The organism is Pseudomonas sp. B22(2017), assembly GCF_002113105.1.
GTDB classification, from domain to species: domain Bacteria; phylum Pseudomonadota; class Gammaproteobacteria; order Pseudomonadales; family Pseudomonadaceae; genus Aquipseudomonas; species Aquipseudomonas asiatica.
Map to the genome: position 1 here is coordinate 749,106 of NZ_NEJN01000002.1, position 18,349 is coordinate 767,454.

15 protein-coding genes are annotated in these 18,349 nt (G+C 60.5%); 9 read left to right on the forward strand and 6 right to left on the reverse strand.

Annotation, left to right across the window (positions count from 1 at the left end; all coding sequences use genetic code 11):
- Nucleotides 1-5: 5 nt before the first annotated feature.
- From CAG18_RS07350 to CAG18_RS07365, 4 genes are all read right to left on the reverse strand, one after another.
- The gene (locus CAG18_RS07350) at nucleotides 6-1,163 is read right to left on the reverse strand and encodes an iron-containing alcohol dehydrogenase (RefSeq protein WP_085616590.1); all 1,158 of its coding nucleotides are present in this window, start codon (nucleotides 1,161-1,163) and stop codon (nucleotides 6-8) included.
- 218 nt (nucleotides 1,164-1,381) lie between these two features.
- Entirely contained in the window at nucleotides 1,382-2,257 is an 876-nt protein-coding gene (locus tag CAG18_RS07355; protein WP_085616587.1) for an alpha/beta fold hydrolase, read from the reverse strand.
- A complete protein-coding gene (locus tag CAG18_RS07360; protein WP_085616585.1) occupies nucleotides 2,254-3,780 on the reverse strand; it encodes an NAD(P)/FAD-dependent oxidoreductase in 1,527 nt (508 codons plus the stop codon). Before CAG18_RS07360 ends, CAG18_RS07355 begins: the two co-directional genes overlap by 4 nt.
- 302 nt (nucleotides 3,781-4,082) lie before the next feature.
- The gene (locus tag CAG18_RS07365; protein ID WP_085616583.1) at nucleotides 4,083-4,661 is read right to left on the reverse strand and encodes a TetR/AcrR family transcriptional regulator; all 579 of its coding nucleotides are present in this window, start codon (nucleotides 4,659-4,661) and stop codon (nucleotides 4,083-4,085) included.
- A 388-nt stretch (nucleotides 4,662-5,049) separates the two neighbouring features.
- On the opposite strand from CAG18_RS07365, the gene CAG18_RS07370 reads away from it, so the two are divergent.
- From CAG18_RS07370 to CAG18_RS07400, 7 genes are all read left to right on the forward strand, one after another.
- The gene (locus CAG18_RS07370; RefSeq protein WP_054905268.1) at nucleotides 5,050-5,937 is read left to right on the forward strand and encodes a phytanoyl-CoA dioxygenase family protein; all 888 of its coding nucleotides are present in this window, start codon (nucleotides 5,050-5,052) and stop codon (nucleotides 5,935-5,937) included.
- A 71-nt stretch (nucleotides 5,938-6,008) separates the two neighbouring features.
- The gene (locus tag CAG18_RS07375; RefSeq protein WP_054905267.1) at nucleotides 6,009-6,224 is read left to right on the forward strand and encodes a hypothetical protein; all 216 of its coding nucleotides are present in this window, start codon (nucleotides 6,009-6,011) and stop codon (nucleotides 6,222-6,224) included.
- A gap of 177 nt (nucleotides 6,225-6,401) precedes the next feature.
- Complete coding sequence (locus CAG18_RS07380) at nucleotides 6,402-7,049, forward strand: hypothetical protein (protein ID WP_143492640.1); 648 nt, start codon at nucleotides 6,402-6,404, stop codon at nucleotides 7,047-7,049.
- 472 nt (nucleotides 7,050-7,521) lie between these two features.
- On the forward strand, nucleotides 7,522-8,943 hold the full coding sequence (locus tag CAG18_RS07385; protein ID WP_085616582.1) for a DUF1329 domain-containing protein: 1,422 nt from the start codon (nucleotides 7,522-7,524) through the stop codon (nucleotides 8,941-8,943).
- Nucleotides 8,944-8,967: 24 nt separating this feature from the next.
- Nucleotides 8,968-10,614 (forward strand): DUF1302 domain-containing protein, encoded by a 1,647-nt coding sequence (locus CAG18_RS07390; RefSeq protein ID WP_371807309.1) that lies wholly within the window; start codon nucleotides 8,968-8,970, stop codon nucleotides 10,612-10,614.
- A gap of 8 nt (nucleotides 10,615-10,622) precedes the next feature.
- Nucleotides 10,623-13,037, forward strand: a complete 2,415-nt coding sequence (locus CAG18_RS07395) for an RND family transporter (RefSeq protein WP_085616578.1) — start codon at nucleotides 10,623-10,625, stop codon at nucleotides 13,035-13,037.
- Between the two features lie 10 nt (nucleotides 13,038-13,047).
- A complete protein-coding gene (locus tag CAG18_RS07400; RefSeq protein ID WP_085616576.1) occupies nucleotides 13,048-14,010 on the forward strand; it encodes a YCF48-related protein in 963 nt (320 codons plus the stop codon).
- Between the two features lie 116 nt (nucleotides 14,011-14,126).
- Here the strand turns inward: CAG18_RS07400 and CAG18_RS07405 are convergent, their stop codons facing one another.
- The gene (locus tag CAG18_RS07405) at nucleotides 14,127-14,996 is read right to left on the reverse strand and encodes a phytanoyl-CoA dioxygenase family protein (RefSeq protein ID WP_085616574.1); all 870 of its coding nucleotides are present in this window, start codon (nucleotides 14,994-14,996) and stop codon (nucleotides 14,127-14,129) included.
- 238 nt (nucleotides 14,997-15,234) lie between these two features.
- Between CAG18_RS07405 and CAG18_RS07410 the strand changes: the two genes are divergently transcribed.
- On the forward strand, nucleotides 15,235-16,488 hold the full coding sequence (locus CAG18_RS07410; RefSeq protein WP_218191470.1) for a CdaR family transcriptional regulator: 1,254 nt from the start codon (nucleotides 15,235-15,237) through the stop codon (nucleotides 16,486-16,488).
- A 46-nt stretch (nucleotides 16,489-16,534) separates the two neighbouring features.
- On the opposite strand, the gene CAG18_RS07415 is transcribed toward CAG18_RS07410, so the two are convergent.
- Nucleotides 16,535-17,113, reverse strand: a complete 579-nt coding sequence (locus CAG18_RS07415; protein WP_256573343.1) for a TetR/AcrR family transcriptional regulator — start codon at nucleotides 17,111-17,113, stop codon at nucleotides 16,535-16,537.
- Nucleotides 17,114-17,207: 94 nt separating this feature from the next.
- Here CAG18_RS07415 and CAG18_RS07420 point away from each other — a divergent pair, with 94 nt between their 5' ends.
- Nucleotides 17,208-18,341, forward strand: coding sequence for a MexC family multidrug efflux RND transporter periplasmic adaptor subunit (locus CAG18_RS07420; RefSeq protein WP_085616568.1), 1,134 nt, complete (start codon nucleotides 17,208-17,210; stop codon nucleotides 18,339-18,341).
- Nucleotides 18,342-18,349: the final 8 nt, after the last annotated feature.

The window sequence follows — 18,349 nt, forward strand, 5'->3', positions numbered from 1 at the left end:
AGCCCTCACGCTACGAAGTGGTAAGCAGTGGCGACGATTTCACGGTAGGTTTCCACGGTCATCTCCTTCGCATTACTGCCATCGGAGAAGTTCTTCTTCGACTTTTCAGCGATGGTCAGGAAGTCTTCCTCGCGCACGCCTTTCACCTCGGCGAAGCGGGGGATGCCCAGGTCCTTGCTCAGCTGGAACAGGTAGCCGACGGCGGCCTCGGCGGCCTCGGCCGGCGAGAGGTTGGGGTCGATGCCCAGTGCGTAGGCGACTTGCGCGTGGCGAATGATGTCGGCGTCGCGGTTATGACCGAACACAAAAGGCAGGAAGATCGCGTTGCCGACGCCGTGTGGCGTGTCGTACATGCCACCGATGGCTTCGGAAATGCAGTGCACGCTACCGACGTCCGCGTTACCGAAGGCCATGCCGGCGATCAGGCTGGCCACCAGCATCTGCTCGCGGGCGTGCAGGTTGCCGGGTTCCAGCACGGCGGGCTTGAGGTGTTGGCTGATCAGGCGGATGGCATGCAGCGCCAAGCCGTCGCTGATGGGGTTCGACACGCGGCAGGTGTAGGCTTCGATGGCGTGGGTCAGGGCATCCATGCCGGTTGCGGCGGCGATCGACGCGGGCAGCGTGTCGAGGATATGAGAGTCAAGCAAGGCCAGGACTGGCCCGAGTCGGTAATCATGCACGCTCATCTTGTAATGACGGGCGGTGTCGGTGATCACCGAGAAGCAGGTCACTTCGCTGCCGGTGCCAGCCGTGGTCGGAATGGCAACGATAGGCGGGATGGCATGGGTGAGCGTGAACGACCCTTCGTAGTCCTCGATCCGACCCTCATGGCTGAGCAGCAAGCTGATGGCCTTGGCTGCATCCATGGCACTGCCCCCGCCTACGGCTAACAAGCCATCGATACCTTTGCCGCGATATCGCTGCGCGATCTGATTGACGTCCTCGCTGCGCGGATTGGCCTTGATGTCCGACACTTCCTCGAAGGCGATGCCTGCCTTCTCCAGGCTGGCGTAGACGCTTTCCAGCAGGCCCGCCGCCTTGACCCCCGGATCGGTCACGATGAGCACGCGGGCCAGGCCAAGTGAGTGCAGGTGTTCACCGGTGCGCTCGCGCAGACCAGGTTCCATCACGATTTTGCTGGGGAGTAAAAACTTGAAGTCCATACGTACCTCTTGCTCAATTGTTGTCATTGTTGAAAGGGCAGTAGAGGAGCACCTGCGCCAGGCCGTGGATAACAGCTCAAGCGGGTGATGTGTGGCCTGGCATTTCGCGCAAGCCAGCATTTTGTTGTTCTTGGTTTTGCTTGAACCTGGTCGAAGGCCTCCTTCGGGGGGTAAAAAGAGGGGCGGCCAAGCTGCACGCCCCTGAAAGGGTGATCGTGCTACAGCATGTGTCCTGCCAACAGGGACAGCAGCGTGCCGGACAGGCAAGGTGGGAAGTCGTGCCCCATCCCTGGCAGCAGCACCAGGCTGGAACCACGGATAGCTGCTGCCGTGGCGTACCCGCCGCTGGTCGCGACCATGAGATCTTCATCGCCATGGATGACCAGGGTGCGGCAATGAACCCGTTGCAGTTCCTGGGTGCGGTCGCCGGAATTGATGATCGCGCCGATCTGCCTGGCCGTGCCGATGTTGCTGGCCTCGCCACCGCCTCGCTCCCAGGCCAACAGGGCATAGTCACGGAAGGCGGGCTCATTCCACTCCAGGGTCGAGCCGATCAGGCGCATGATGTCCAGGTAGTCGCGAACGCTTTCCTGCTCGCTGCGTGGCGGGCGGCGCAGTAGCTGCCGGATAGCCTTCAACGCCGGCTGGCCGACGCGCAGCGAGCCGGTGGTCGAGAAGATCGAGGTGAGCGTCCTGATACGCTCGGGGTAACGGGCGGCAAGGGTCTGGGCGATCATGCCGCCCATCGACATGCCCACCACGTGCGCCGTTGCCAGGTTCAGGCCGTTCATGAGCCCGATCACGTCGTTTGCCATATCACCCAGGTCATAGCCGGGGGTGCGCTTGCGCAAGAACTGCTGCATGGCCGTGGGAGGCACCACATCGGTGAAGAACGACCGCCCCGAGTCGCGGTTGTCCAGCGTGATGACGCGAAACCCCCGCTCGACCAGGCCGGCGATGATCGGTTGCGGCCAGTAGGTCAATTGCAGCCCCAGGCCGACGATGAGGATGACCGCAGGCGCCGTTTCGAGCCCGTGGCTGCGATAGCAAAGAGGGCGCTTGCCAGGCAGTTCGCAGAAGCGGTCGGGGCTCATCCGCGGCTACCCTGTTGTTGCAGCTCGACGTTCGCGCACAGGGGCGTGCTGGGTACGGAGGAGAACTCCAGGCATTTGTCAGCCACAGCGCCGCGGCGCAGGAGTTTGGTATCGCGGAAGTAATCCATCGACATCACCCAGGGCTCGCTTGGCCCTTGGCGCGGAATGCTGTCCAAGGCGCGTTGCACATAACCGGCACCGAAATCCAGCAGAGGGCGGGTCTCGATCCCGTCTGGCGCCCGGGGTTCGCAAACGTTGTAGCCGTGGTTGTCCATGAAACCCAGCAAGCGACAGAAGTGATCGCACAGCAGGCACACTTTCAGGGTCCAGGAGGAGTTGGTGTAGCCCACCGCGAACGCGAAGTTGGGTACACCGGATAGCATGGTTCCTTTGTAGGCGAGAGTGTCGCTCAGCACCACTGGCTTATCGTCCTTGTACAGACTGATCCCTCCGAACATCTGCACATTCAGCCCCGTGGCGGTAATTACGATGTCAGCTTCCAACGCCTTGCCGGATTTCAGCAACAGGCCGGATTCGGTGAACCGCTCGATATGGTCGGTGACGATGTCGGCCTTACCCGCGCTGATCGCCTTGAACAGATCGCCTTCAGGTACCGTGCACAAGCGCTGGTCCCAAGGGTTGTAGGGCGGATTGAAATGGACGTCGACCGGGTAGCCTTTCGGCAGCTCCTTGCGCGTCAGCCACAACAGCAGTTTGCGGGAAAGCTTGGGGAAGCGCTGGCAGAAGGCCCAGAAGGCCAGGGTGATCCTGGCGTTCTTGTAGCGTGTCAGAGAGTATGCGGTTTGCTCGGGCAGGACCTTGCGCAGAAACGCCGCAACCGCATCATTGGCTGGTTGGTTGATGATGTAGGAGGGCGTACGCTGCAGCATGGTGATGCTGGCGACTTTGTCCGCCATCGCCGGAATCAGGGTCACTGCCGTCGCGCCGCTGCCGATCACAATGACACGTTTGCCCGTGTAATCCAGGTTCTCTGGCCAGTGTTGCGGATGAACGATCTGCCCCTTGAACTGTTCGGCTCCCTCGAAGCGGGGGCTGAATCCTTGGTCGTACCTGTAGTAGCCGCCCGCGCTGAACAGCCAGCGACATTCGATTGTGCGGGCCTGTCCCAGGTGACCGTCCTCCACCCGCACCGCCCATAAGCCCTTGTCCGTTTGCCAGTTCGCCGAGATGACTTTCTGCTTGTACTGGATCAAGGACTCCAGCTCATGCTCGTCGATCGCTTCACGCAGGTACTCGAGAATGTCTGCGGCGTCCGCCAGGGATTTCGCCTTGGTCCAGGGCTTGAAGTCGAAGCCGAAGGTGTACAGGTCGGAGTCCGAGCGGATGCCGGGATAGCGGAACAGGTCCCAGGTGCCGCCCATTCGCTCACGAGACTCGAGAATCGTGAAGGTCTTGTGAGGCTGATGGCGTCGCAGATAGGCGGCCGCGCCGATGCCAGACACACCGGCTCCCATGATCAATATATCGACTGGCTCAACCGGAAGAGCAGTGTGCGAGGACATAGGACTTCCCATTATTGTGTTATAGGGGCTGATCTTTTGACTTGATCATTTGACCATGATGAGACGACAGATTACCCGGGGCAAGGTGCAAAATGCACCGAGAAGCAATTTTTTTGGGACGATTTGAACCTGGTGAGATTGGGGTAGGGGGTATTGTGCGTCGGGCGACTCCAGGTTTTGGCGTCGTTATGACAGGGCGGTATGTGGGTTTTGTGGCAAGAGGCGACAGTCCGTTTGTCTGTCAGACCCTATGGATACCGGATTGCCGTGTCACACCGGACCACGGCAATCTGAATGACGTCTCAGTAGCTGGCCACCAGCAGCTTAACCGCCTGGCAGGCCGTTTCTGTCTCAGCCTCCAGGCGTTCGAGGTTGCCGTGTGCGGTCCAGGAGAGAAGCAAACCATCGAAAAGGTTGATGAGCAGCCGACTGACTGTGGTGAGTGCGGCCTGATCCAGCGCATCGCCGGTCGCCTTCTGGATGGCCTGTTGGGTGGCTTCGATGGAAACGGTATAGATCTTCGCTGCCATTTCCGGGTCATTGCGCAGGTTCCAGAAGAACAGCTCGAACTGGGTTATGGCCCGTTCGGGGTGTGCAATGAACCACTTGACCAACTGGCGCAGCATTTCCCCTACCGATTCGGCGGGGAGAGCGTTTGCCGGAGCCTGCAGCGATTGCTGCGGCATGGCGATCAAGGACTCGTAGACCGCATAGAACAAGTCTTCCTTGGTGTGAAAAACGTAATGCAGCGAGGCCAGCGGCGAATCTGCCGCTGCCGCGATGCGCCGCGTCGTGGCGTTGGCTATGCCGTGTTCTGCGATCACCTTGATGGTCGCTTCAATGAAATCCTGTCTGCGTTCTTCCGCGCCTATCCGAGCCATTCAAGCGTTCTCCCCTTTTGGCCTTGCGCCAACCGCCGGGTCCGGCGTCGGCGGTGACGAATGCTATCGCAAAGTCATGGCCCAATCCATGAGATGAGTCGATGCACCCCTTTCCGTCTGCGGTCTTGCCGTCGGTATCTGGCTATCGCCCAGAGGCAGATGCTGACTGCCGTACCTCACTTAGGCCGGGACAGTGGCGAGATGGTAAAAAACCCGATCAAATGACTTGATCAAATGACTATATTCGATAATCATGGCAATGCCGAGCAGATCATTACGGGCTTCGGCAGCGGCATAAGAGGTTGCTGTGGTGGTTGCGCCGGTGGGACGAGGCGGTTGCCCGGGCTCGCTGGATAGAACAATGAAAAACCGGACAGGTAGAAGGCAGATGGATACACAAAAACTCTCGACGGTCAGCAGTGATGCGTCGGTGGAACAAGTGGTGGAAATCATTCGGCGTGACGGCGGGGTCATCATTGCTGATTTCGTCTCGCCAGAGACGCTCAAGTGCCTCACCGAAGAGCTGGACACCTACTTGAATGTCACGCCCTGCGGAGAAGACCCCTATTTCGCAGGCATGCAGACCCGTCGTATCGGTCGCATCATCGGGCGAAGCGATACGGCGGTGGAGGTGGCACTAAACCCGTTGTTCATCGGCGCGGCCAGGCAGATCCTGCAGACACCGACCCATGTCTGGGTGGGCAGCGACCGCATCGAGATGGCACCTGACATTCAACTCAGCATTACCCAGGCCATTCAGATCGGCCCGGGCCAAGGCCTTCAGCCCCTGCACCGCGACGATGCCACCTCGCTGTGGCGACATCCCCAGTTCGGGCGCGAGGCCCGTCTGCAGATCATGCTGGCCATCTCGGACTTCACCGAAGAGAACGGTGCCACGCGCGTTATTCCGGGCAGTCATCAATGGGATGACGAGCGCGGGCCGACCCAGGAAGAAACCATCGCCGCCGAGATGAAAGCAGGCTCTGCGCTGTTGTGGCTGGGGTCGGTCTATCACGGCGGTGGCGCCAATACCACAGCGTTTCCTCGTACTGGTCTGACCATGGCCTACGACTTGGCCATCCTGCGCCTCGAAGAAAATCACTTCCTTTCCATTCCCATTGAACGGGTTCGCCAGCTCCCCGCAGAAATGCAACGCCTGCTGGGCTGGAGTGTGAGCTCCACGCTGCTGGGCTGGGTGGAAATTGATGGCCAGATGCGTGACCCACAAGAGCTCTTGGGCATGCCTGCTTTTTCCGAACCGGGAAAAGGCTTCTGAGATCCTGAGTTTACACAGCCTGCTGCGTATTGAATTTCTGCCCTTTTGGGCGCAACCAAGGAGATGACACCATGGCGTTCTCAATCGACTCGAAAGTTGGCGAGCTGCTGGATAACAGCACTACGAGCCAGATCCTTGAAAAGCACCTGCCCGGTATCGGTAAACACCCACAAATTGGCATGGCCCGTGGCTTTGCCTTAGTGACGGCGGCAAAATATTCTGGCGGGTTTATTTCTCAGGAAACGCTGAATAAAATCGACAGCGACCTGAGGTCTCTGGTCGACTAATCGCGGCCATGCTGACCTGCTCGTATAACTTAAGTTACCGGTGCAGGTCAAATAATTCAGCCCGTATTTCCCCGCTGATTGGGTTTGCAATAGTCGTCCGATTGGTTGCCGATTTCGACATGCAGTGTGATGTCGATCCTCAGATTGAGAGAGGCTGTTCTCGTGGAACTGATAGAAGTGAGTATCCTGGGCTCATGTATATTGCTAATCATCTGTGGCTTGTATTATGGGGCGGCATTCATCGGGCGAAGAAATTATCTGCTCGGCGGAGAGTTTTTGATTGTCGGGATATCCGCAACGAATTTCGCGATCTTCCTCGTTACGGGCTGGCTGGCAAATTATAACGTTGCCATATTCCTCGATGCTTTTTCCCGGGGCGTTGGAATTCCTGTTATTGCAACGCTTGGCTTGATGGCGGTAACGCACGATTACAAGCCGTCCCCGGTGAATGACATTGTGTTTTTCCTGGCGGGCTTTACGGTTGCAGCCATTTACTTCATGTCGAGTTCATTCAAGCAGTTCCTGCCTTATTTTTATATGGTGATGTGGCTGGCTTACACAGCGTACCTGGCCTATTTCATTTGGCGACTGGTTTGTGCCAGAGAGCTTCTGCATGCGCTGGCTACCACCTTGGGCGGAGTGGCGGGGCTAACGATAGCATTCCGGTATGACTTCTTTCCGATTCCGGGTGACGATTCAAAGGTGGTATTCATGACCTTTGCTTTCTTGACTTGGTCGTACTCGATTGTGCAATCGTTCTATGCCTATGGTGCACTTCAGCGTTCTAGAAGTGCCTCAGTTGAGGCGTTACTCAATGTTCGTTGAATTGAGCGGCGCAGGTGCGTCGTTGTGCCGCCAATCCCTTGATTCGAAGTAACTCCATGTCGGGCCATAGGCCCGCTTCTTTACCGCCTCCAGGGGCGGTTTTTTTATGGGTAATTGATTCATTTCCATGGTTGGGTTTTCAATGGAAATATTTAAGGCTTGCTCAATGTAAACGGCAGCTTGCAATGGGTAAGTATAATTAGCAATGCATCATGGTTGGGCATGCGCTGGTAACACATGTTTCTTTACTTCCCATTAAGGTGCAGGCATCTGAGGAACATAGATCGCCACTATCGACTAAACACCTGATTTATCTAACTTAATCATTCCACGAGACTTCTGGCATGTGGATTGCTTTCTGATCACCCGACATGGTCACGTGACCATGTCAAATGATCAGCTTGCGATAGGTGCCCATTTCCGTGTGGATGGTCGGGTTGCCGGTCCAGGCCCTTTGTTCGAGGAGCCTCCAATGAAAGAAGTATCTACAGGGCAGAAAGACGACATGTCCGCCGGCTGTATTTTCAGGCAGCTGCTGGTTACCCTCGCGGTATCGACCGCGATGTGCTCGGTACAGGCCGCACCCCAGGGGGCCGGGGAGCTGGGTTCGAAGCTGACGCCATTGGGCGGTGAGGTGGCTGCTAGTTCAAGCGGGGATATTCCGGCCTGGACTGCTCCGGGGCCGCAAGGGGGGGGCTGGAGCTATGGCCAGGTGCGGGGGGACCACTGGAAGTTCAAGGATGACAAACCCCTCTACAGCATCGACTCGAATAGCGTGGCGCAGTATGCGAGCAAGCTGTCCCCCGGCCAGCTCGAACTGTTCAAGAAGATTCCGGGCTATCGCATGGAGGTCTACCCGACCCGCCGCACCTGTGGCGTACCGGACTTCGTGGCGGATAACACGCGGCAGAACATTGGCTTCGCCAAGCTCGACTCCACAGGGGTTGCCCTCGAGGACGCCCATGTGCCGGGCATCCCGTTCCCTCTGCCCAGTACAGGCGCAGAGGTGATGTGGAACATGAAGATGCGCTATCGCGGCCTTGGTGTCGAGATTCCCAAAAGCATTTCAGGCATTTCGCCGCGCAAGGGTGGGGAGTGGTTACGCCAGTCGTCAGACACCTTTTTCTTCACGCCCTGGGGAAAGAAAGGCAGTGCACTTTTTTCGTCCATTGGCCGCTTGGAAAACGCCACGTTCTCCAGTTACCGGGAGCCAGCGGCGCTGGCCGGCCAGGCTGGTGTGCAGACGACTGTAGCCGGCGAGCAGGCCACCACCTTCTACTATTTCCCCGGCCAGCGTCGGGTCAGGCGCATGCCATCGTATTCCTACGACGCTCCGCAGATCGGGCTGGACAACCAATACACCGTCGATGAGGCGAACGTGTTCTTCGGAGCCATGGACCGCTTCGATTGGAAACTGATCGGCAAGCAGGAGCTGCTGGTGCCGTACAACGCCTTTGGCGCCTATGACACCGCAGCCAAGGTGGAAAGCTTCGGCGGCGACGATTCCATCGCGCCACAGTCGCGCCGCTACGAATTGCATCGTGTCTGGGTCATCGAGGCCAATGTTCGCCAGGGCATGCGCCACCAAGCACCCAAGCGCCTGTTCTACATCGACGAGGACAGCTGGAACCCGTTGCTGGCCGTTGACTATGACAAGCAAGGGCAGATCTGGAAGGTGCGTGAAGGGTTCTCGATCCCCGTCTACGAGACCGGCGCGTGCGATGTGCAGGCCCAGGTCCAGTACAACCTCGCCGATCATCGTTACCTGTTCGACATGACCTCGATCGGCGCGGGCAAGAACGATATTCGCTGGCTCACCGAAGACAGTGGCAACCCTCGCCTGAAACGCGACTTCTTCACCTCCGACAACCTGCGAGCCATCAGCGAGCGCTAAACCGACGCCAGATCGAGAGCCCACATGAAAAAAATAATTACGAAAGCGTCAGGCCTTGTCATCGTGTGCGCAACCCCACTGGCAATGGGGTTCACCTTTGAAACCGAAACCCTCAATGGCTCCTTCGACTCCACGATCACCGCAGGCATGGGCCTGCGTACCGAGTCGCGGGGCTGCAACCTGATCAACCAGGGGCCGACCGGGCACAACGTGCCCTCCGGCTGCCTGGCGCAGAGTTCCGGCGTGGCGGACCAGGGCGACCTGAACTACGACCGCGGCGACATGTTCACCAACTACCTCAAGGGTACCCATGAGCTGTTGCTGAAGATGCCCGAAGACTTCACCTTCATGGCGCGCGGGACCTGGATCCGCGACTTCGCTGCCACCGATACCACCGGCACGCTGTCGTTCAACACCCCAGAGAGCGTCGGCAGCAACGGGCTGAGTGACGACGCCCGCGACGACCTCGCCTTCAAGGCTCGCCTGCTGGACCTGTGGGTGAGCAAAGGCTTCGACATGGGCGGGCAGCGGGTCCGCGCGCGCCTGGGCAACCAGGTGATCAACTGGGGTGAAAGCCTGTTCGTGGCCGGTGGCATCAACAACACCAACGCCTACGACTACCAGGCCCTGGCACGTCCCGGCGTGCAGCTCAAGGAGGCCGTGCTGCCCGCGCCGATGCTCAGTGTCGCTTCGGGCCTTGGCTCGGGTGTCAACGTCGAGGCCTACTATCAGTTCCGCTGGAACAAGAGCGAGTTGCCGCCGGTGGGCAGCTACTGGTCCACCAACAACGCGCTGGGTGAGGGCAGGGGGGACTACGGGTTCTCCGAGAAGGACGCCCGCGACAGCGGCCAGTGGGGCCTTTCGCTGCGCTGGCAACCAGAGGACAGCGACATAAACTACGGCTTCTACGTGATGCGTTATCACGACAAGTTGCCGTCATTGCGCGTCGCCATTCTTGACCCGGACACCTTCGCCGCTGCCCCCACCTGGGAGTACCAGGAAGACCGGATGATGTATGGCATCAGTGCCAACATGCCGATCGGTGACTGGGCCGTCGGTACGGAGCTTTCGTACCGGCCGAAGGATTCGGTCATGCTCAACCCGGTCATCGACCTGTGCTCCAGCAATGGCGGCAAATGCTGGAAGGACGAAAAGAAGTTCCAGTGGCACCTCACCGGCCTGTACAGCTTCACGCCTTCGAACTCCCCGACGCTGCTCGACTTCACCGGAGCCAGCACGGGCACCTTGCTGTCCGAGCTGGTGGTCATCAAATACCCAGGGCTGCATGACGAGGTCAATGGCGAGCCACTCGCTGCGGGGCTCAATACCTGGCAGCTGGACCCTGCGACAGCGCCCAAGCCCCGTGGCGACAAGACGTCCTCTGGCATCAACCTGGACTTCAGCCTGACCTATGACGGCACCTTGCTGCCGGGCTGGCAGGTCACGCCAGGTGTCTTCTATTCGCGCTCGCTGGGGGGCAGGACGCCGAACCTGAGTGCGACCTTCACCGAGGACGCGAGCAGCATGAACCTGTATCTGAACTTCGTGCGAAACCCGGCCAGTTGGCAGATCTCCCTCAACTACGCGAAGTTCATGGGCGGCGACACGCCCTACGACCAGCTTTATCGTGACCGCGACTATGTCGGCATCGCGATTTCCCGCACCTTGTGAGGCCCGCCGTGAACGGTTCTGTAAAGTTATCCGAAGCCCCGGCACGTGGCCTGCTGTCACGTGTCGAGGGTGTGTTGTTCGGGCATCGTCGTCTGGTGCTGGCGAGCCTGGCGGTGTTCACGCTGATCATGGGCTGGTTCGCCGTGCAACTGCGCATGGATGCAGGCTTTGAAAAGCAACTGCCGGTAGGCCACGAATACATCAAGACATTCGAGGCCTACCGCAACGACCTGCTGGGAGCGAACCGGCTGACCATCGTGGTCAAGGCCCGACAGGGCGATATCTGGAGCGCCCCGGGCCTGAAGCGGCTGTATGACGTCACCCAGGCGGTGACCTTCCTCCCGGGGGTTTCCCGCAGCAGCGTGCGTTCGTTGTGGACGCCCAATGCCTTCGTCAACGAAATCACCGAAGAAGGTTTTCGCGCTGACCCACTGGTACCAGGAACGGTTTCGCCCGAGCACCTGGATGACCAGGTCATCGCGACGATCGCCAGCTCCACCGCCCAGGGTGGTTTCATCGGCACGCTGGTTTCCCGGGATCAGAGCAGTGCGATGATCACGGTGGAACTCAACGAATACGACACCAATGGCGCGCACCTTGACTATGTGGCGTTCAACCACAGGCTGGAGAAAGAGATCCGCCAGCAATTCGAGGATGGCGATTTCGAAATCCAGATCATCGGTTTCGCCAAGCAGATCGGTGATATTGCTGACGGGGCTTCAGCCGTGCTGGAGTTCTGTCTGCTGGCGTTGCTGCTGACGGCGGGGGCGGTGTACTGGTATTGCCACTCGCTGCGCTTTACGCTGCTGGCGTTGGTCTGTTCGCTGGCCTCGCTGGTGTGGCAGTTCGGCAGCCTGCGCCTGTTGGGGTACGGGCTCGACCCGTTGGCGGTGCTGGTGCCCTTCCTGGTATTCGCCATCGGGGTGTCTCATGGCGTGCAGCAAATCAACTTCATCGTCCGCGAGATCGCCATCGGCAAGAGCGCCGAAGCGGCGGCGCGTACGAGCTTTACGGGGTTGCTGATTCCCGGGACGCTGGCGCTGGTGACCGCGCTGGTTTCCTTCGTGACGCTGCTGTTGATCCCCATTCCGATGGTGCGGGAGCTGGCGATAACGGCCTCGCTCGGCGTGGCCTACAAGATCATCACCAACCTGGTGATGTTGCCGTTGATGGCGTCGCTGCTGAGTGTCGATGACAAGTACGCAGCCGCCCAGGAAGTGTCCCGGCAGCGCCGCACCCGCTGGCTGCGTGGCCTGGCCCGGCTCGCCGAGCCGCGCAGGGCACAATGGGTGCTTGGCATTGCCTTGATGGTATTCCTGGTGGCGATCTGGCAAAGCCATGACCGTGTCGTTGGCACGCTGCAGGCGGGCGCGCCGGAGTTGCGCGAGGACGCCCGCTTCAATCGCGATGCGGTCTCCATCGCCGGCAACTACGACATTGGCCTGGACTGGCTCAGCGTGGTGTTCGAAGTCAACAAGGAGCCCTCTGGCGAAGACAGCCAGGTGGCCTGCGAAGATGTTGCCCTGGGCCAGTACCAGGATCGCTTCGTGTGGACCATGCAGGGGGTGCCCGGTGTCCTGTCGGTAGCGTCGCTCTCCAGCAACATGCGCCAGTTCAATGAGGGCTACAACGAAGGCAACCCGAAGATGGCGGCGGTGCCCATTGACCCGATGAACTATGCCGCCCTGGCTACCGAGGTTGCGCGCACGCCCGGGCTGATGCGCACCGACTGCAGCATGTCCGCAGTGCACCTGTACCTGGCCGATCACAAAGCCACCACGATCAACCGGGTAGTGGATGCCGCCAAGGCATTCCGCAGCGAATACCCCCTGCCAGGCATCTCGGTGCGCCTCGCTTCGGGCAACGCCGGGGTGCTGGCAGCCATCAACGAAGAAGTGGAAAAAAGCGAAACACCCATGCTGCTTTATGTCTATGCCGCCATCGCATTGCTGGTGTTCGTGGTGTATCGCGACTTGCGGGCAGTCCTGGTGTGTTGCCTGCCGCTGACCATCGGCACCTTCATTGGCTACTGGTTCATGAAGGAGCTGCAGATCGGACTGACCATCGCCACCTTGCCGGTGATGGTGCTGGCGGTGGGCATCGGCGTCGATTACGCCTTCTACATCTACAACCGTCTGCAACTGCACCTGGCTCATGGGCAGTCGATTACCAAGGCCGTGGAATACGCGCTGCTCGAAGTGGGTGTCGCCACTATTTTCACTGCCATCACCCTGGCTGTGGGCGTGGCCACCTGGGCCTTCTCGGAACTCAAGTTCCAGGCCGACATGGGCAAGCTGCTGGCCTTCATGTTCATCGTCAACATGGTCATGGCCATGACCGTGCTGCCGGCCTTCGCCGTGTGGCTGGAGCGGGTATTCCCACGTAAGCGCCCCGTGCGCATGATTGGCGCGCTGGTGCACTGAGGAGAGAAGCATGAAGTTCAGGGTTTCATTCACCGCAGCCTTGCTCGCAGCAGCAGTGCCGCTGATGTCTCTTCAGGCCGCGCCGTTGCAGGCCGTACCGGCCGTACAGGCGAGCAATGCCACGCAGGCCACCATGCTGGCCGCCGGTTGGGCGGGGGCGCGCATGGTGGCCGTGGGCGACCACGGTGTCGTGCTGTTGTCCGACGATCAGGGCATGCAGTGGCGCCAGGCGAGGTCGGTACCGCTGTCCACGCCATTGACGGGCGTGTCTTTCGTGGATGCCAAACGCGGCTGGGCGGTTGGCCATTGGGGCGCGATCCTGGCCACCACCGATGGCGGGGAGTCCTGGCAGGCCCAGCGACTGGCCACCGAAGAAGACCGGCCACTGTTCGCGGTGCACTTCTTCAATGCCCGGCAGGGTGTTGCAGTAGGCCTCTGGTCGTTGGTGCTGACGACCGAAGATGGGGGCCAGACGTGGGCTGAGCAGCCGCTGCAGGCTCCGCCGGGGGCCAAGCGGGCCGACCTCAACCTGATGGGGTTGTTTGCCGACAGCCGCGGCAGGCTGTACGCCACGGCCGAGCATGGGCAGGTGCTGCATTCCGAAGACCAGGGGAAGAACTGGCGTTACCTGGATACCGGCTACGAAGGCACCCTGTGGTCTGGCGCAGTACTGGCCGATGGGCGTCTGCTGCTGGGTGGCCAGCGCGGCACCCTGTTGCAGGGTTCAGCGGACGGCAAGGGCTTTCGCCGAGTGCCAACGCAAAGCAAAGGCTCTGTCACGAGCGTAGCGGTAGCGGGATCTCGTGTGTTGGCGGTCGGGCTGGATGGGCTGAGCGTGCAGAGCAGCGATGGCGGGCACAGTTTTCAGGAAACGCAGACCGCTGATGGCCTTTCACTGACGGCGGCGTTGTTCAACGCCGAGGGCGTACCTGTCTTGTTTTCACGCCGAGGGGTTATGCCCTGCCAGGAGTGAAGGGCCGACCACTCGCTCAGAGGCCAGGCATCGCAAAGCGATGCCTGGCCTGTTTCCTTGCCTGGGCGTCTGGGTGGTCGTGGCACCATCAGGCCCAGGCAAGTCAACGCTGGACGCTAGAGCTGAAGGTAATCCGCCAGGTCTGCGTAGTTATGTTGCCAAAGGCCAGGGCTGCCATTGGGGTATTGGGAGCGGAAACCGAGAATCTTCTGGACCCGTGGAGAAAGCGTGCGTACCAGCTCGAGCGGCACGATCAACGGGTAGGCTTCTTCAGGCGTGATGATCGAAGCCTGCATAGGGATGGTCAGCCCGCGACGGTAATGGTCGGCGGTCACGTTGGCACCGCCGCCATGAACGACTTTCCCGCCGAACAGCATGGCATCGCCGGCTTTCAACAGGGCGGGGATCGTCATCTCTGGGGTGCCTTTATCGTAAAAGTCATCCCAGTCCTGGCTCCCGGGGATCAAGCGAGTGGCGCCGTTTTCCTCGGTGAAATCGGTCAGCGCCAGCATCAGGTTGGTGATGGCGCGTGGCGCATGCCTGTTCATGGCCACGAACGGTTGGTACTGCATCATGTCACGGTGCAGCATTTGCGCTTTGTTGCCTGGGCCGATCTCGATCAACTGGGCCGTGGTCAGCCACCAGTCACCGCAGTCCGGGGCGTACAGCACGTTCCCCAGTTCGTGAAAGAGGTCGTCATCGAGAATTTCCTCACGAAAGGTCTTGCTGTGAGTGACGAGGTTGGTAAGCCGTTTGGTCTGGTGACCATGGAACTCGGCGATCAGCGCGTGCTCGTGCCTGGAGCCGGCATCGAGCGCGGCCAGGGGGGCGTCGAGTTCGCTGTTGATTCGTGCGACTTGTTCAGGGGTCATGAAGTTGCGGATGATCACGGCACCTGCCTGGTCGCTCAGCTGCGCAATTTCTTGCGCGCAAGTCGAGCGGCTTACAACTGGCAGGCTTGGCGTGGAGTCACGAGAGGCTGACATTGAGAACACTCCGGATTGAAAGGAACGGTTGCGCAGGCGGGTTGACGTTTGGTCAACGGGCATCAGGAAACAGGCCTGCTTGCTACTGCGCTAAACCCAGGAAAGGGACATGGAGCGCCACGGTGCCTCCTTGTTCTTTTTGTTCAGGCAGTGCGTTCATGCTAGGTTTGCACTGGCCCTGCGCCAAGGTACGAACTGCACCATTTTTCAGCCGATTTTTGAGTGATTTGCACCGCCCATGACCAGCACGCCATCGCCCTGGCCACGCCCCTCGGAAGCCGTTCGCGAGCTTATGCGCAAAGGCGCCGAACTCGCTCAGGCGCTGCCACCTGAGTGGGTCGAGCGGCTGAACCAGTCACTGTTCTCTTCACCCAAAGATGCCAGGTTGCTGGAGGACCCGGTTATCCTCGCGTCGTGCCGGCGCGCCAACCGGGCAGAGTTGCTGCATTGGGCCAATGCCAACCTGCAGCGCCCTGGTGAGCCGGTGGAGCCCTACGTGTCTGCTGACATGGTGGACACGGCCAGGGAGCTCGCCCGCAGGGGGCTGTCGGAGCTGCTGATGAATGTTGCAAGGTCGACACAGAACGCAGCCTGGGACCTATGGATGAAGATGGCCTTCAGCCTGACGCAGGATCCCGTGGTGCTCGAGGAATTCCTGAAGGTCTCGTCGCGTTCGATCTCGGAATTCATCGACAGCAACATGCGTGTGGTGACGCAGATCATCCTCGAAGAAAAGAGCGCCCACGCCCATGATGATCCTGTCGATAAACGCAGCCTGGTCAGCCGGCTGCTCGATGGCAGGGATGTGGACGCGGAGCAGTTCGGCAGGCGACTGGGCTACAGCCTTGCGCAGAGACACCATGCCTGCCTCGTCTGGAGCGAAACCCCGGACGCCGAGATTCGCCCCCTGGAAGATATGGCGCGTGCGCTGGCGCAGCTCACGGGCACGGTAGCGCCCCTGATCGTATTTGCGGGCACTGCGACCCTGTGGGCCTGGAGCAGTGCGGCAAAGCCGCTGGACCTGAACCTGCTGCAAGGCGTCACTCGACAATTTCCCAAGATTCGCGCGGCAATCGGTTCGGCGGGCGCGGGGATGAATGGGTTCCGGCGCTCGCACCTGGAAGCCTTGACCACCCAGCGGTTGATGGGCCGTTTGGCGGGTTCCCCCGCCGTTGCCACGATCGATCAGGTGAGGATGGTGTCGTTGATGACCCAGGATGCCCGCGCGGCCAGGCAGTTCGTCTTGAGCACCCTGGGGCGCCTGGCGACCGAACCCACGGTGCTTCAGCATTCGTTGCACGCCTTCCTGGCCAACGGCTGCAACATCACCCAGACCGCCGAGGTGCTGGGCACCCATCGCAATACCTTGCTGCGCCGACTGGAGCGCGCCCAGGACCTGCTGCCTGTCCCGCTTGCCGATCATCGCATCCAGATCGCCGCCGCTCTTGAGCTGGTGATCTGGAGTACGCCGCTCGATGGCGACGAGCAATAGCAGTTATCCCCTTCCTTTGGCGCAATAGCGCTTAACGGCGGTTGCCCTACGCGGGCGCCCAACAGGGCGCCCGCGTTGCAATGCCCTGCAGAAACGCGTTCTCCAGCATCTTTGCACGCTCTATTGGCGCATGCCCTCGCTGGCGGGCATCGACCATGCCGTGCAACAGCGATACGAACATCTCGGTCAGCAGCGCCGCGGTGACATCCGCTCGAAATACACCCTGTCGCTGGCCGCTGAAGAACAACGCATCGAGCGTTTCCAGATAGAGCCGCAGGTCGTGTTGCACGCTCATGTGCACAGGGTAACGGGAAGCCAGGAAGGCGATCAGTTCGCCTTGGGCCAGGTGTTCGCGAATCAGCTGACGCAACGCGGCCAGGGGCTCTGTGGAAGCCAGCGCGCCGCTGTTGTCGAGGATCTGCATGAGCGTGTTTTTGGCGTGCTGTTCGAGCTGGCTATCGAGGTTTTCTCTCGTCCCGCAGTAACGGTGCAAGGTAGCCCGGCTGATGCCAGCCAACGCCGCCAGTTCACCCATGGACGCTCTGGGTCGCAAGGCGGCAGCGGCATAGAGGGCATTCACCAGCTTGGTGGAAAGCGATGAAGGAGGGAAGCCTGAAGTGGTCATGAGGAGTCTTGTTTGATTTTTGTGAGACATAATTGACTCATATGGGTTTGAAAAGTAGCATTCGCCCCGTTTTCAATCAAGGCTCGGGTGAGTGATGGGCAAGACAGGTTCGATAAGAGTGGGCGTACTGGCCGTGGCGATTACCTTGGCCGGGTGCGAGCCCGCAGCAGAGCAGGACGGCGCAGCCAACGCGAGCTACCCGGTGGAAATCGTGACGTTGGCCTCCGAGCAGGTGACCCTGGCCGCTGAGTTGCCGGGCCGGGTCGAGCCGATGCGGGTCGCAGAGGTAAGGGCGCGGGTGCCGGGTATCGTGTTGCACAAGCGCTTCGAGGAAGGGGCTGACGTCAAGGCGGGGGATATGCTGTTCCAGATCGACCCGGCGCCGTTCAGGGCCGCCCTGGCCCGCGCCGAGGCGGACCTCGCCCGTGCCCAGGCCGTGCAGCAGGAAGCCCAGGCACGTGTGAAACGCTATGAGCCGCTGGTCAAGATCGAGGCGGTCAGCCAGCAGGACTTCGACAGCGCCACTGCCGAGTTGCGCAGTGCCCGTGCGGCAGTACGTTCCGCGCAGGCCGATGTGCAGGCCGCACGCCTTAACCTGGGTTACGCCACTGTCACTGCGCCGATCTCCGGACGCATTGGCCGTGCGCTGGCCACCGAAGGCGCTTTGGTGGGGCAGGGGGAGGCGACGCTGATGGCACGGATACAGCAACTGGACCCGATCTACATCGACTTCACGCAATCTGCTGCTGACGCGCTGCGCCTGCGGCAGGCGGTCATGGACGGCGCACTCTCGGCCGACAGCCAGGGTCTGACCGCGCAAGTGGAAGGCACCGATTTCCAGCGCTCAGGCGAGCTGATGTTCACCGATGTGAGTGTGGACCGCGGTACCGGCCAGGTCGTCCTGCGTGGGCGTTTCGATAATGCCGACGGCATCCTCTTGCCGGGCATGTATGTGCGCGTGCGCACACCTCAAGGTACCGACAACCACGCCATCCTGGTTCCTCAGCGTGCGGTCCAGCGAGGCAGCGATGGCCAGGCACGGGTCATGGTCGCCGCCAATGGCATCGCCGAGGCACGCGTCGTGCGAACCGGTGTGATGCAAGGCTCGCGTTGGCAAATCAACGAAGGGCTCAAGCCAGGTGATCAGGTGATCGTCGGTAGCCCGGCAGGGTTGGCTCCCGGTATGCCGGTGGCGCCGGCACAGCAACAAACGGCTGCCGCCCAGTGACGCGAGGA